Raw genomic sequence first — 13,929 nt, forward strand, 5'->3', positions numbered from 1 at the left:
CCCGGGCAGCCCCCCGAACATGCACCACAGACCGCGCCCCAAAGGGGCGCGGGGAACTGCGCGACCAGCCACAACGCCCCCGCACCCGACACACCGACCGGCAGACCCCCGGCGCCCCCGGCGAAGCCCTCAGCGGTACTCGGCCAACCGCGGCCGAAGCCCCAGCCCGGCCAGCACCACCGCCGCCAGCAGCAGCCCGTCCGCCCAGGGCAGCCCCCCGCCCACCGCCGCCCGCCCCTCCCGCACCGCCGCATCGAAGTGCGCCCGGTTGATCCCGCTCACCTGATCCAGCGCCGCCATCCACGCACCGAAGTGCGCATTGGAGGTCCCCGCCCCCCACCCCATGCAGAACTCGGCCGCCTCCCGCTCCCGGCCGGCCGCCACCAGCGCCCGGATCTTCCGGTCGTCCCGCTCGTAGACGGCGTACGTCCGCACCGTCCGCTCCGCCGCGGCCCGCTCGCCGGGAAAGGTGATGTTGTCCAGCTCCCGCCGGAACTCGCCGGTGAACTCCAGATCGTGGTGGTCCCGCTCGTACGCCTGCCAGGTGGCGGCCAGCCGGTCGTCGTACGTGGCGAGGGTCGCGCCGCGGATGCCGTACAACCGCTGGGACTTGGCGAGGAACGACTCCTCGTACTGCTCGCGGCGCTGGGGGTCGAGCAGATAGCGGCTCTCGTCGGCGTTGGCGTCGTAGGCGACGGCCCGGGCCCGGGAGAGCGCGACGACGGAGTCGAAGGCGTCGTGGCGGGCCACGCGCAGCCGGCCGGCGGAGGCGGACAGCATCTGCGCTCCGAGGATCACCGCGAGCAGGGTGCAGACGGTGGCCGCCAGGACACCGGGGTTGAGGATCCGCCGGAAGGTGCGGGCCAGGTACCACTGCAGGACACCGAGCGCGGCCAGCAGCAGCACACCGAGGGCGAGGACGGCGCGGAGCCGGGCGTCCAGGGCGGAGCGGGCGGAGGCGTACTCGGCGTCGAAGGCCGCGTCGTTCGAGGAGACCAAGGTGCCGGCCGCGGGCAGGAGCCGGGCGCGCAGCAGGTCGGTGGCGCGGCGGTGGTCGGCGAGGGCGGCGGGTCTGCCGCCCCGGTGCCCGTCGTTCTCCAGGGCGCGGCCGATCAGCTCCTGGTACTCGGCGAAGTCGTCGGTCAGCTGCTCCACGGTCCTCTCGTCGGACCGGTCGCCCTGGGCCGCGACGGCGAGGGTGCGCAGGTCGTGGCCGATATCGCGGCGGGCGTCGCCGTAGAGGCCGACCGCTTTCGCGTACGGGGTCCGCAGGCGCCCCTGGCCCGCATCGCCGTTGGCCAGCAGGAGGTTGGCGGCCTGGGCGTCCATGTCGTTCAGGGCGAGGTCGAGGTCGGCGGCGCTGGTGGTGCGCGGCGCGTCCTGTCCGGCCACGCTGTCCCAGGTGCCGTCGGCGGCCAGGCCGGCGACGGTGAGCAGGACCGCCACGGTGGTGGCGAGCAGGACCGTGGCCGCGCGCAGAAGGCGCAGCCGCGCGGGCACGGTGGCCCAGAAGCGGCGGCGCAGAGCGGCCCGCGCGGCCCCGGCCTGCCGGCGCAGGCGCAGCCCCGGACCCCCCGCACGCGACCCCCCGCGTGCCCGTGGTCCGGGGCTGCCGCCGGCCGGTGCGGCCGTCGCTCTCTGTGGCGGTGTCTCCCCCTCGGTCCTGGGACCCTGCGCTGTCTCGGCCGTGAGAGCCACGGTCCCTCCAACGTCACGCCACGGACGGTCGCCCGTCCCCCGTTGCCGATCAGTCTGCGACCGGATCCGGCCACCTCCGGTGCGTCTTGACGTCTTCCTGATGACACATCAGCTCTGTTTGACGGGCCTTTGACGGGTGCCTCGCAACGGCCGTATGGGGGGCGCCAATTCCTGCCCCGACGGGGCGTTCCGCGCGGCGGCGGGGGCTAGATTCGCTCTCGGCCGCCGCCGGGGCCGCGGACGTCCGCGGCCCCGCAACGGGCGGAGTCCCCACTCCGCAGTGACGCGAAGGCGGTCCGGTGCCCGTCCGAGGGGCGGGCACCGCGCACGACGCCTCGCCCCATCGCCGGCGTCCGTGCGCCGCCGTGCGGTGCCGGGGCCCCGGCACCGCACGGACCGCGTCCCAGTCCGATTCCCCCGATTCCCCCGACACGACACGAAGGTGTCCATGCTTCCCGCTGCCCCCGAGCAGGCTTTACCGTCACGTCCCGAGCGCGCGGCCCGGCCAGGACCGGAGGGAAGGGGGAGACGCCGCGCACCGAGCGGCCTGTTCGAACCCGTCCAGCTCGTCCGCTCGTTCCCCGAGGCGCTGCGCAAACTGCACCCGCGTGCCCTGGTCCGCAACCCGGTGCTGTTCGTGGTGTCCGTCGGGGCGGTGCTGACCACCCTCTCCGCGCTGCTCCACCCCGCCGTCTTCACCTGGGTCATCAGCCTGTGGCTGTGGCTGACCGTGGTCTTCGCCAACCTCGCCGAGGCGGTCGCCGAGGGCCGCGGCAGGGCGCAGGCGGAGTCGCTGCGCCGGGCCCGCACGGACACGGTGGCGCTGCGCCTGCTCGACTGGCGCTACGGCACCGATCCGCGCACCGCCCGCAGCGAGACCGTCGCCGCCACCGCCCTGGAGCCGCTGGACGTGGTGGTGGTCGAGGCAGGCGGCACGATCCCGGCGGACGGGGACGTGGTCGACGGGGCCGCCGCGGTCGACGAGTCCGCCGTCACCGGTGAATCGGCCCCGGTCATCAGGGAGTCGGGCGGGGACCGCAGCGGGGTCACGGGCGGTACGACGGTGCTGTCCGACCGGATCGTCGTCCGGGTCGGCGCGCGCCCGGGGCACAGCTTCCTGGACCGGATGATCGCGCTGGTGGAGGGTGCGAACCGGCAGAAGACCCCGAACGAGATCGCGCTGAACATCCTGCTGGCCTCCCTGACGGTCGTCTTCGTCCTGGTCGTGGTCGCCCTGCAGCCGATGGGCGGATACGCCGGCGCCGCCCAGTCGACGACGGTGCTGGTCGCCCTCCTCGTCACGCTCATCCCGACCACGATCGGCGCCCTGCTCTCGGCGATCGGCATCGCCGGCATGGACCGGCTGGTGCAGCGCAACGTCGTCGCCCTGTCCGGCCGCGCGGTCGAGGCGGCGGGCGACGTGAACACCCTGCTGCTCGACAAGACCGGCACCATCACCCTCGGCAACCGCGAGGCCGCCGCCTTCGTCCCGCTGCCGGGCATCGACGAACGGCAGCTCGCCGACGCCGCCCAGCTCTCCTCGCTGGCCGACGAGACCCCGGAGGGCCGCTCCGTCGTCGTCTTCGCCAAGGACCGGTACGGGCTGCGGGCGCCCGCCGAGGGCGAACTCGCAAACGCCCGCTGGGTGGCCTTCAGCGCACATACCCGGATGAGCGGTGTCGACCTGCGGTGGGACAACGGCGCCGTCTGCGCCGTCCGCAAGGGCGCCGCGCAGCAGGTGATGGACTGGGTGCGGATGTACGGCGGCCGGGTGCCGCCCGAGGCACGGCTGTACGCCGACGCCGTGGCCGCCTCCGGCGGAACTCCGCTGCTGGTCGCCGTGCACGACTGGGACGGACCGCGCGTCCTCGGTCTGATCCACCTCAAGGACGTCGTCAAGGACGGCATCGGCGAACGCTTCGCCGAACTGCGCCGCATGGGCATCCGCACCGTCATGGTCACCGGCGACAACCCGCTCACGGCCCGCGCCATCGCCGAAGAGGCCGGGGTGGACGACTACTTGGCCGAGGCGACCCCCGAGGACAAGCTCGCCCTGATCCGACGGGAGCAGGCGGGCGGCAAGCTGGTCGCGATGACCGGTGACGGCACCAACGACGCCCCGGCGCTCGCGCAGGCCGACGTCGGCGTGGCGATGAACACCGGTACGTCGGCCGCCAAGGAGGCCGGCAACATGGTCGACCTCGACTCCAACCCGACCAAGCTCATCGAGATCGTCGAGATCGGCAAGCAACTGCTGATCACCCGGGGCGCGTTGACGACGTTCTCCATCACCAACGACGTCGCCAAGTACTTCGCGATCATCCCCGCGATGTTCGCGGGCTCGTACCCGGGACTGGAGTCGCTGAACATCATGGGCCTGTACAGCCCTACCTCCGCCATCACCTCCGCGATCATCTTCAACGCGCTGATCATCGTCGCGCTCATCCCGCTCGCCCTGCGCGGTGTGCGCTACACCCCCTCCTCGGCCCACGACCTGCTCCGCCGCAACCTGCTCGTCTACGGCCTCGGCGGCCTGGTGCTGCCCTTCGTGGGCATCAAGCTGATCGACCTGCTGATCGCGCAGGTGCCCGGCCTCGGCTGAGCCCCGCCCCTTCGAGCGGTCCCCGTCAAGGTCCCGTATGTGCACGTCAGAAGCCCGTCAGAGACCGGGGTTCCGTCTTGCCCGGCGGTGGCGGGACGGCTTCGATGGAGCCTGTGAACAGCGCCTGGCTTCTCTTCGACCGGCCGCCGAGTCCCGCTCGGCCGTCGCGTCGTGCGCCGCGCTGACCGGAAGCGTCCGGGCGTCCCGCCGACGCCCGCGTCCCGCCGACGCCGCTTTCCGTGACCCGAGGGGCGCCGTGATCGGCTCCGGCGCCCCTCGCTCCACCCTCCTCACCGCACGCCCACCGCCCTGACCGGGCCGTGACCGCATGCCCTCACCCCGGATGGAACCATGTCCGATTCGACGCTCTCCCCGCTTCCCCCGCTCTCCCCGCTGTCCCCGCCTCCCCCTCTCCCCGGCCGCACCGTCCTGGTCACCGGCGCCACCTCCGGCATCGGCTACGAGACCGCCCGGCAGCTCGCCGAGCGCGGTGCCACGGTGCTGCTGCACGGCCGTACCGCGGAGGAGACCCGTACCGCCGCCGCCCGCCTGATCGCCACGACCGGCACCGACGCCGGCCGACTGGCCACGTACGCGGCCGACTTCAGCCATCTGGAGGAGGTGGAGGCGCTCGCCCGCACGGTCGTCGCCGCACACCCCCGGCTGGACGTCCTGGTCAACAACGCGGGCATGGCCGCCCCCGAGCGGCACACCGTCACCGCCAACGGCAACGAGGTCGCCTTCCAGGTCAACTTCCTCGCCCACTACCTGCTCACCTGTCTCCTGGAACCGGCCCTGACCAGCGCCCCGGGCGGCCGCGTCGTCAACGTCTCCTCCTCCCTGCACCGCACCGCGTCCATCCAGTGGTCCGACCCCAACCGGGCCCGCCGCTACTCCCGCCTCGCCGCCTACGCCCAGTCCCAGCTGGCGCTCACGGTGTTCGCGGCCGACCCGCGCGTCACCGCCGTCTCCGTGCACCCGGGCGTCTGCGACACGGCCCTGCTCCCCCTCTACTCCCACGAGGGCGCCTCCCCCGCCGAGGGCGCCGCGCACGTGGTCCGGCTGTGCGACCCGGCGGTCGAGATCGTCAACGGCGCCTACTACGACCGTGCCGAGCGCGTCGACCCGGCTCCGGCCGCCACCGAGGACCGCACGGTCAGGCGCCTGAACAGGCTGGCGGACCTGCTGGTCGGCCACACCGCTTGAAGAACCCTTCCAGGAAACGGAGTTGACGCACGTGTCCAAGCGCGCCCGCAAGAAGAAGGCCCGTCGCAAGAAGAAGGCCAACCACGGCTCCAAGGCCTGCCAGGGCTGACCGGCCCACCACCGGGGGCGGACGGAACACCACCGTCCGCCCCTTTCCGCTGCTTCCTGTCACACCCGGAGCCGGTAGGGCAGCATGCAGACCACGACGTCGGTGCGGGCCCGCAGCACGGTGGCCAGCAGCAGGCCCCGCTGGTTCTGCAGGATCTCGTAGCGGCGGTGCCGGGGTTCGACCTCGGGGATCAGCACCGCGACCTGCCGTCCGTCCCTGGCCGCCTGCTGCACGTACTCGACCATCGGCTGGACGAGCGAGCGGTGCGGGCTGTCGATGACGTCCAGACGCACCCCCGGGTCCCACCGCGCCCACGCCTCCCGCAGGGCACGGGTCTTGTCCGGGTCGTTGTGGACGGCGACGGCGACCACCTCGTCGCCCAGCGCGAGAGCGGCGCCGACGGCGTGCCGGGCGAGTTTGCTGACGTCGCCGAGCGGGACGATCACCAGGCTGCCGGGACGCGGGTCCGGCGGCCCCGGGATGCGGCCGAGGCCCAGCTCCTCGCCGACGGCCGTGTAGTAGCGCTGGATGCGGGAGAACAGCAGCATCAGCAGGGGTACGGCGATCACGACCACCCAGGCGCCCTCCAGGAACTTGGTGAACAGGAGGATCAGCCCGGCCAGGGTGGTCAGCGCCGCCCCGGTGCCGTTGATGAGCGCACGGCGCTTCCAGCCCGGGGGCCGCTGGGTGGCCCAGTGCCGTACGAGACCGAGCTGGCTGAGCGTGAACCCGATGAACACGCCGATCGCGAAGAGCGGGATCAGCCGGTGGGTGTCCGCGCCGGACGCGATCAGCAGCGCCGCGGCCAGCAGGGCCAGCGCCACCACGCCGTAACGGTAGACGGGCCGCTCGGCGCGCAGCCCGAACAGATGCGGCAGCCGGTGGTCGCGGGCCAGCAGGCTCATCAGCACCGGCAGCCCGCCGAAGCTGGTGTTCGCCGCGAGCAGCAGGACCAGGGTGACGATCAGGTTGGTCGCGTAGTACGCCCAGCCGTCGCCGTACGCGCCCGCGGTGAGCTGGGCCAGGACGGTGACGCCGCCGCGCGGGGCGACGTGGTCGCGGCGGATCAGCACGGCCAGTCCGATGAGCATCAGGCCCAGCAGCGCGCCCAGCATGAACTCGGTGCGCTGGGCGCGGGTGACCCTCGGGATGCGGAAGGTCGGCACGGCGTTGGCGATGGCCTCCACACCCGTCAGTGCCGAACAGCCGGACGAGAACGCCTTGAGGACGAGCAGCACGCCCAGCGCCTCGTGCGCCCGGAAGGTCTGTGCGGTGCCCACCACGGCCGCCGGATGGGAGCGCAGGAGACGGACGACGACGACACCGAGAACGGCCACGACGAACAGCACGGTGGGAAGCATCAGCACCCGGGCGCTCTCGGTGACCCCGCGCAGGTTGACGACCGTCAGCAGCGCGAGCCCCACCAGACACACGACCAGCTTGTCGTGGGCCAGGGAGGGGAAGGCGGAGGCCAGCGCGTCGGCGCCGGCGGTGAGACTGACGCAGACCGTGAGGACGTAGTCGACGACCAGACTGGCCGCGGCGAGCAGACTGGCGGTCGCGCCCAGGTCCTTCCTGGCCACGGCGTAGGCGCCTCCGCCGTCCGGGTGTACGGCGATGACCTGGGCGTAGGACACGACGAGCGCCGCGAGCAGGAACGTGATCGCCAGGGTGACCGGCAGGGTGGCACTCAGCGCGCCGGTCCCGGCGGCCACCAGGACCAGCACGATGGCCTCGGGGCCGTACGCCACCGAGCTGAGCGCGTCCAGCGACAGCGCGGCCAGCCCCTCCAGGCTGGTGAGGTGGTGCTTCTCCCCCTCCCCGGGGCGCAGCGGGACGCGCGGTTCCACCTCACGGCGTGCCAGGCCATACGCCATCGGGACCTCACCACGGACGGCAGGACGGTCGGGACCAGTGTCTCCGCGGGGCGCCCGTACGGCTTCCCGGGCTCCGCCGGCCGCGTGCCCTCCGGGGACCGCGGGCTCTGCGGGGCTGCGGAGGAGGGATGCGCCTGCGGGGCCGCGGAGGAGCGGATGCGTCTGCGGGGCCGCGGAGGAGCGGATGCAGGGGAGGGACGCGGGCGACACGAGTCACCCCAGGAATCCGCAGAGAATGTGTGCAGGAGTGCCACATGGGCCGCACACAGTCTTCCGAAAGCCTCGTTAGCGTGACTGGCCGCTCGATCCCCGTGCGAACGCGGCCAGGCTCCCGCCGAGGCCGCAGGCGCCGTCGACTCAGGAAGACCGCAAATGGACTACTGCTCCTCGTGCCGTCGGCATCTGAACGGCGCCCTGGTGTGTCCCGGGTGCGGCGCCTACGCCCCGGACATCGCTCCCCCCGCCTCCGTCAGCATGCCCCGCACGCCGGCGACGGTGACCGGGATTCCGGCGCGGCAGGCGCACCCGGCCGGCGCCTGGCACGACGGCGCTCTCCGCGACGAGCCGGCTGCCGCTCCCCGCGGCGGGGCTCCGTCCGCCGGCCCGCAGGACGCTCCGCGTCCGTCGCAGGGCCGGGCGGCCCGGCGCCGCCAGCTGGTCCGCTGGAAGAAGAACAAGCGCCGGGCGGCGGTCGCGACCGCCGTGGCGCTCGTGGGCGGCGGGCTCACCCTGGCCGCGCTGGACCGGCAGTCCCCCGACCGGGCCCAGGCGGCCGCGGCACCGGACAACCGCCCCATGGGCGCCACCGACGGACAGACCACCGCCGAGGCCCGGCCGGAGTCGACGCCGCCCGGCACCCACCGGACCCCGCGCACCACGGCCCCGCGCACCACGGCTCCGGCCCACGCCCGGCGGTCGGGGGCCGACGCGCCCCGCGGGCAGACCTACGCCGCCGCGCCCCGGGCCTCCTCGCCGGACACCCGCCCGGACGCCGCGGCCACTCCCGTCCCCGCCCGGACGCAGGCCGTGCAGCACACCGTCGCGCCCGCATCCGGCAGCGGCACCGGCGGCGGCACCGGCACCAGCACGACGGCACAGCAGCCGTCCGCGCTCCCGTCCACGCCCGCGCCCGCACCCACCTCCTCGACCGGCGGCGGAACGGACTCGGGAACGTCTCCGGCGAGCCCGTCCCCGGCGGCGACCTCACCGTCGCAGCTGTGTCTGCTCGTGGTGTGCATCGGCTGACCGCCGTCGGGCGGCCCGGGCGGGCTCGGTCCGCCCGGGCCGCCGGGGCATCTCAGCCCGCCGGGGCATCTCAGCCCGCCGGGGCATCTCGGGCCGCCGAGGCATCTCGGGCCGCCGGGGCATAAGGATCGCGTCAGGATCCGCCACCCGGGTGTCAGAACCGCGTCAGCAGCGGTCGCGGGCGGTCGTCAGGCGCCTAGCGTCGTTCTCATGCGACGGAGCAGACCGGAGAGCCCGGCCGGTGACCGCCACTGGCGTGGCAGTGCCCGGTTCGCCGTGGGCTGCGCTCTGACGTTCTGTGCCATGACCCTCCTCGTCGACTGGAACGCGGGAAGCCTGACACCGCTGCGCACGCTGCTCTGGGTCCTTCTGTCGGCCGTCGTGTGCGCGGTGCTGCTGCCGCAGCGGGTGAGCGCGGGGCCCGGCTGGCTCGCCGTCCGCACCCCCTGGCGCCGGCTCGTGGTCCACACGGACACGTTGGCGGCCGTACGGCAGTACGGCGGCGTCTCCTCCCACCTGATCCTGCGGGACAGCCACGGCCACCGCCTCGAACTCGATCCCCGGATCCTCTGCGCCAACCCGCTGCTCTGGCACGAACTCGACACGGGCGTGCGCCGCTCCCTGGAGCGCGGCACCCTGCGCCAGGGCTCGGACGTCCTGGCCCGGCTCGGCCACCGCATCGACGACGAGACGGCCCGGGCGGTCCTGCGGGAATCCGGACTCCTCTGACGCCCCGCGGACCCCGGGGCCCCGGCCCTCGGGCTTCAGGCTTCAGGCGTCAGGCCTCAGGCCTCAGGCCTCAGCCGGGCCGGAGCCGCACCACGCCGGAGCCGCAGCCACAGCCACAGCAGAGCCTCAGTTGTTCCAGGTCTCGTCGTAGGGGTCGTGCGGGGTCGGTACCGGTCTGGCCGAGGTGACCTTCAGATAGGGGATCGGGCCGTTGTTGACCGGGTCGTGCGCGGACTCGGGGCTGTAGGTGCCGGTGACCTCCAGCCACGCGTCCGGCTGCAGGACCGGGGGCAGCTTGCCGGTCAGGGCGATCTTCACCGGCTGGGCGTCCGCCGCACAGCAGTTGAGGGCCATGCGGACCAGGTACGCGGTGCCGGTGCGGTCCAGGGCGAGGAAGCCGGTGACCCGGACGGAGCGGCCGTGCAGGGAGCGGCCGTGGCCGTAGGCCGCGCGGGAGGCGTAGTCGACCACGCTGAGCGGGACCGGGTCACCGGTGGGCAGCCTGCCGTAGCCGTAGGGCTTCTGCAGGGCCGTACCGGCGCGCAGGGCGCTGTAGGAGCCCAGGGCCGGCGGGGCGATGAGGATCAGGGCGAGCAGGGGCAGGAGCAGCAGCCAGGAGGTGCGGGGCTCGGGGTGGACGTGACCGGCGCCGGAGGCCTTCGCGGCCCTGATGCGCTTGCGCTCGTACCACGCCGTCGCCAGCGCGGCCACGATCAGCACCGCGCCCGACGCCAGCAGCAGCGGCTGCAGGCCCGCCTTGACATAGCGCAGGTACAGGTCGGTGGTGCCCGCGTGCAACAGGGCGGCGCCCAGCAGGAACATGACCGCCGCCTGGGCCTGCCGGTTCACAGCAGCACCGCCGCGGTCAGCACGCCGCCCATGACGGCCAGGACGAACGTGGCCGGGGCGAAGCGCAGCGCGAACCCGCGGCCGAACGTCCCCGCCTGCATCGCGAAGAGCTTGAGGTCGATCATCGGTCCCACCACCAGGAACACCAGCTTGGCCGTCAGGGAGAACTGGGTGAGGGACGCCGCGACGAACGCGTCCGCCTCCGAGCAGATGGACAGGAGTACGGCGAGGACGGCGAGCGCGAGGACCGAGAACAGGGGGTTGTCGGCCGCCGTGCGCAGCCATGCCGCCGGGGTCGCCGCCTTCAGCGTGGCCGCTGCCATCGCGCCCAGCACCAGAAAGCCGCCCGCGTGCATGGTGTCGTGCCGGACCGAGTTCCAGAACGCCTCCCCCCTGGTCTCACCCTCGTGCGCGCCGTGGGCCGGGGGGCGCAGCCAGTCCGTGCGGCCCAGGCGCTGCCACAGCCAGCCCATGGCGCAGGCCACGAGAAGGCTGGCCAGGAAACGGGCCAGGACCATCTCCGGCCTGCCGGGGAAGGCGACCGCCGTGGCGGTCAGGACGATCGGGTTGATCGCCGGAGCGGACAGCAGGAAGGCCAGGGCCGCCGCGGGGGTCACACCCCTGCGGACCAGTGCCCCCGCCACCGGGACCGATGCGCACTCACAGCCCGGCAGCACCGCACCCGCCAGCCCGGCCACCGGTACGGCCAGGGCGGGATGGCGTGGAAGGGCGCGCGCGAAGAAGGACGCGGGCACGAAGACCGCGATCGCCGCCGAGAGCAGGACCCCCAGCACCAGGAAGGGCAGGGCCTGGACCGTCACGGCCACGAACACCGTCATCCAGCTCTGCATCAGCGGGGTGCCGAGGGCCCCGCGGATCGGGGACTGGGCGAGCACCGCCAGCACCAGGATCAGCGTCAGGACGAGAGGGGAACTGAGGCGCCGGCCGTCGCGGCCGGGCTGCCCACCCTCGTGCCCGTCCGGCTGCCCGCCCCTATGCAGGTCCGGCTGCCTGCCCTCGTGCCGGTCCGGCTGCCCGCCCCGATGCCGGTCCGGCTGCTCGTCGGGCCGTTCGCCGCCCGCCCGTTGACCCGACGGGCGCGCCGGGGTCCGCTCGGTGGCGCCGGGCGGGGCGTCTTCGGTGATGGCCACGGGTGCGTACCTCCGGCTGTGTCTCCCTCCCCATCAGTACGCGGTTCCCGCCACGGGTGTTCACCCGCTGCTGGAACCACCCCTGCCCTTGGGGCAGTCTTTTCCCTCGTGGCGAGTGTTCCGTATCAGGGTGGGCCCGGTACCCGGCCGACACACATGGTGGTGTGCGGCGACGACGGTCTCGCGTACCGGCTGGCGGCCGAGTTGCGCGGAGTCCATGGCGAGCAGGTCACCCTGGTGGTGCCGCCGAACGAGCGCACGGCACGGCCCCCCGTGGTCGGGCGGGCCCGGGCCGCCTCGGCCGCGCTGCTCGACCGGGTGGTCAACGCCACCGTCGGCCGGACCGGCGGCAACGGTGCCAACACCACGGCCGCCACCGGCGCCAACACCGGCAACACCGGTGCCGGCGGCCACCGGACCGACGGCGAACGGGTGTTGGAGGCCGCCGACCTCACCGAGGCGGTGCTCATCGAGGCCGGACTGGAACGGGCCGCCGCGCTGGCGCTCGTGCACGACGACGACGAGACCAACATCCGGGCCGCGCTGACCGCCCGCCGGATCAACCCGCGTCTACGGCTCGTTCTACGGCTGTACAACCGGCGGCTGGGCCAGCACATCGAGGAACTCCTGGACCAGGCCGCGGCGTTGGCCTCCGGCGAGGGAGCCGTGGGCGGGCCGGAGGCCTCCACGACCGTGCTGTCCGACGCCCACACCGCAGCGCCCGCCCTGGTCGCCACCGCCGTCGCCGGCACCAGCAAGGTCGTGCAGACCGACAGTCTGCTGCTGCGGGCCGTGGAACGGCCGCCGTCCCGGGACGGGCAGATCGCCGACCACGGGCTGTGCACCCTGGCCCTGCTCTCGGCGACCAGCACGGATCCCGCCGGGGCGGACGGCTCCGAGGGCAGCGGGGAGCACGGGCCCCGGCTGCTGCCGGACGACGAGGAGATACGGCGGGCCACCGGGCGGGCCGCCGTGGTGCTGGAGCAGGTGTCCTCGTTCGGCGGGCCGGAGTCGGCCGCGGCCGGGCGCGGGGTGGGAGGCGGCGTACCGCCGTTGGCCTCCCTGTTCTCTCGGCGGCTGCGGTGGTCGCTGGCCGGGATCGTGGGGTGTGTGGTCGCGCTCGCCGTCGCGCTGTGGGTGGTCACCGGTATCCATCCCCTCGGGGCGTTCTATCTGACGCTGCTGGACCTGTTCGCGATCGACGACCCCGCCATCGGGGCGCCCCTGGGGCGGCAGATCCTCCAACTCCTCTCCGGACTGGTCGGGTTGCTGCTGCTGCCGGTGCTGCTGGCGGCCGTGCTCGAAGCCCTCGGCACCTTCCGGACCGCCTCCGGGCTGCGCAAGCCGCCCCGCGGACTGGGCGGGCACGTGGTGCTGCTCGGGCTCGGGAAGATCGGCACCCGGGTGCTGACCCGGCTGCGGGAGCTGCACATCCCCGTGGTGTGCGTGGAGTCCGACCCGGAGGCGCGGGGCCTTGCGGTCGCGCGGCGGCTGCGCGTGCCGGTGGTGCTCGGGGACGTCACGCAGGAGGGGGTGCTGGAGGCCGCGAAGATCCATCGGGCGCATGCGCTGCTCGCGGTGACCAGCGCGGACACGACGAATCTGGAGGCCGTGCTGTACGCACGGTCCGTGCGGCCCGATCTTCGGGTGGTACTGCGGCTGTACGACGACGACTTCGCCACCGCGGTCTACCGGACGCTGCGGGCCGCCCATCCGCATGCCTCGACAAGGACCCGGAGCGTGTCGCATCTGGCCGCACCGGCGTTTGCGGGGGCGATGCTGGGGCGGCAGGTGCTCGGGGCGATACCTGTGGAGCGGCGGGTGCTGCTGTTCGCCGCGGTGGAGGTGGACGGGCATCCGGAGCTGGAGGGGCGGACCGTGTCGGAGGCGTTCCGGGCGGGGGCGTGGCGGGTGCTGGCGTTGGAAGGGCGTGCGGATGTGCGGGGCGACCATGTGCTCGGCAAGGGGGACCGGGTGGTGGTCGCCGCCACTCGCCGAGGCCTGGCCGAACTGGGCTGACCCGCCCAGGGGGCTCCGCCCCCTGGCCCCCGTTCGCCCACCCACCCACCCGACTCGCCCCGTTACAAGGCACACCGGCCAAGACCCGGGGGGGTGGGTGGGCGGATAGGCAGGAGGGACCGTCCGACTCGCCCAATTCCCAAGACAACCGGCCCAGCCCGGGGGTGGGTGGGCGGATGGGCAGGAGGGTGGGACCGTCCGGCTCGCCCGATTACAAGGCACACCAGCCCAGCCCGGGGGGCGGGCGGATGGGCAGGGGGCAGGGCCGTCCGACTCACCCAGTCACAAGGCGCACCGGCCCAGCCCGGGGGTGGGGCAGCTCGCTCGGGTGGGTGGGCCGTCCGACTCAGCCGGTTGAAAGGCGCGCCGGTGCAGCCCGGGTGGGTGGGACAGCTCGACAGGGTGGATGGGCGGGTGTGGGTGGGCCGGGGGGCCGGGGGTGTG

General features: G+C 74.0%; 10 protein-coding genes. 6 read left to right on the forward strand and 4 right to left on the reverse strand.

From position 1 onward, the window contains the following. Nucleotides 1-129: 129 nt before the first annotated feature. A complete protein-coding gene (locus tag ACZ7P3_RS01165) occupies nt 130-1,698 on the reverse strand; it encodes a hypothetical protein (RefSeq protein ID WP_472078261.1) in 1,569 nt (522 codons plus the stop codon). Between the two features lie 448 nt (nt 1,699-2,146). Here ACZ7P3_RS01165 and kdpB point away from each other — a divergent pair, with 448 nt between their 5' ends. The 3 genes from kdpB (at nt 2,147) to ACZ7P3_RS01180 (ending at nt 5,615) form a co-directional block, all read left to right on the forward strand. Further along, nucleotides 2,147-4,300: a potassium-transporting ATPase subunit KdpB gene (gene kdpB, locus ACZ7P3_RS01170; RefSeq protein WP_472078262.1), complete on the forward strand. Its 2,154-nt coding sequence runs from the start codon at nt 2,147-2,149 to the stop codon at nt 4,298-4,300. Between the two features lie 351 nt (nt 4,301-4,651). Next, a complete protein-coding gene (locus ACZ7P3_RS01175) occupies nt 4,652-5,506 on the forward strand; it encodes an SDR family NAD(P)-dependent oxidoreductase (protein WP_472078263.1) in 855 nt (284 codons plus the stop codon). Nucleotides 5,507-5,537: 31 nt separating this feature from the next. Continuing rightward, on the forward strand, nt 5,538-5,615 hold the full coding sequence (locus ACZ7P3_RS01180; protein ID WP_472078797.1) for a 50S ribosomal protein bL37: 78 nt from the start codon (nt 5,538-5,540) through the stop codon (nt 5,613-5,615). A gap of 59 nt (nt 5,616-5,674) precedes the next feature. Here the strand turns inward: ACZ7P3_RS01180 and ACZ7P3_RS01185 are convergent, their stop codons facing one another. After that, entirely contained in the window at nt 5,675-7,492 is a 1,818-nt protein-coding gene (locus ACZ7P3_RS01185; protein WP_472078264.1) for an APC family permease, read from the reverse strand. Between the two features lie 372 nt (nt 7,493-7,864). On the opposite strand from ACZ7P3_RS01185, the gene ACZ7P3_RS01190 reads away from it, so the two are divergent. Next, a complete protein-coding gene (locus ACZ7P3_RS01190; protein ID WP_472078265.1) occupies nt 7,865-8,737 on the forward strand; it encodes an SCO2400 family protein in 873 nt (290 codons plus the stop codon). A gap of 210 nt (nt 8,738-8,947) precedes the next feature. Continuing rightward, entirely contained in the window at nt 8,948-9,466 is a 519-nt protein-coding gene (locus ACZ7P3_RS01195; RefSeq protein WP_472078266.1) for a hypothetical protein, read from the forward strand. Between the two features lie 126 nt (nt 9,467-9,592). Here the strand turns inward: ACZ7P3_RS01195 and ACZ7P3_RS01200 are convergent, their stop codons facing one another. Both ACZ7P3_RS01200 and ACZ7P3_RS01205 read right to left on the reverse strand, forming a co-directional pair. After that, nucleotides 9,593-10,315 carry a TIGR03943 family putative permease subunit gene (locus ACZ7P3_RS01200; protein ID WP_472078268.1) on the reverse strand — a complete coding sequence of 241 codons (723 nt, stop codon included), beginning with the start codon at nt 10,313-10,315 and terminating at the stop codon, nt 9,593-9,595. Continuing rightward, nucleotides 10,312-11,316, reverse strand: a complete 1,005-nt coding sequence (locus ACZ7P3_RS01205) for a permease (protein WP_472078798.1) — start codon at nt 11,314-11,316, stop codon at nt 10,312-10,314. Before ACZ7P3_RS01205 ends, ACZ7P3_RS01200 begins: the two co-directional genes overlap by 4 nt. A 306-nt stretch (nt 11,317-11,622) precedes the next feature. Between ACZ7P3_RS01205 and ACZ7P3_RS01210 the strand changes: the two genes are divergently transcribed. Continuing rightward, entirely contained in the window at nt 11,623-13,485 is a 1,863-nt protein-coding gene (locus ACZ7P3_RS01210) for an NAD-binding protein (RefSeq protein ID WP_472078269.1), read from the forward strand. The last annotated feature ends 444 nt before the right edge of the window (nt 13,486-13,929 follow it).

This window comes from Streptomyces sp. NPDC107581 (assembly GCF_055657175.1).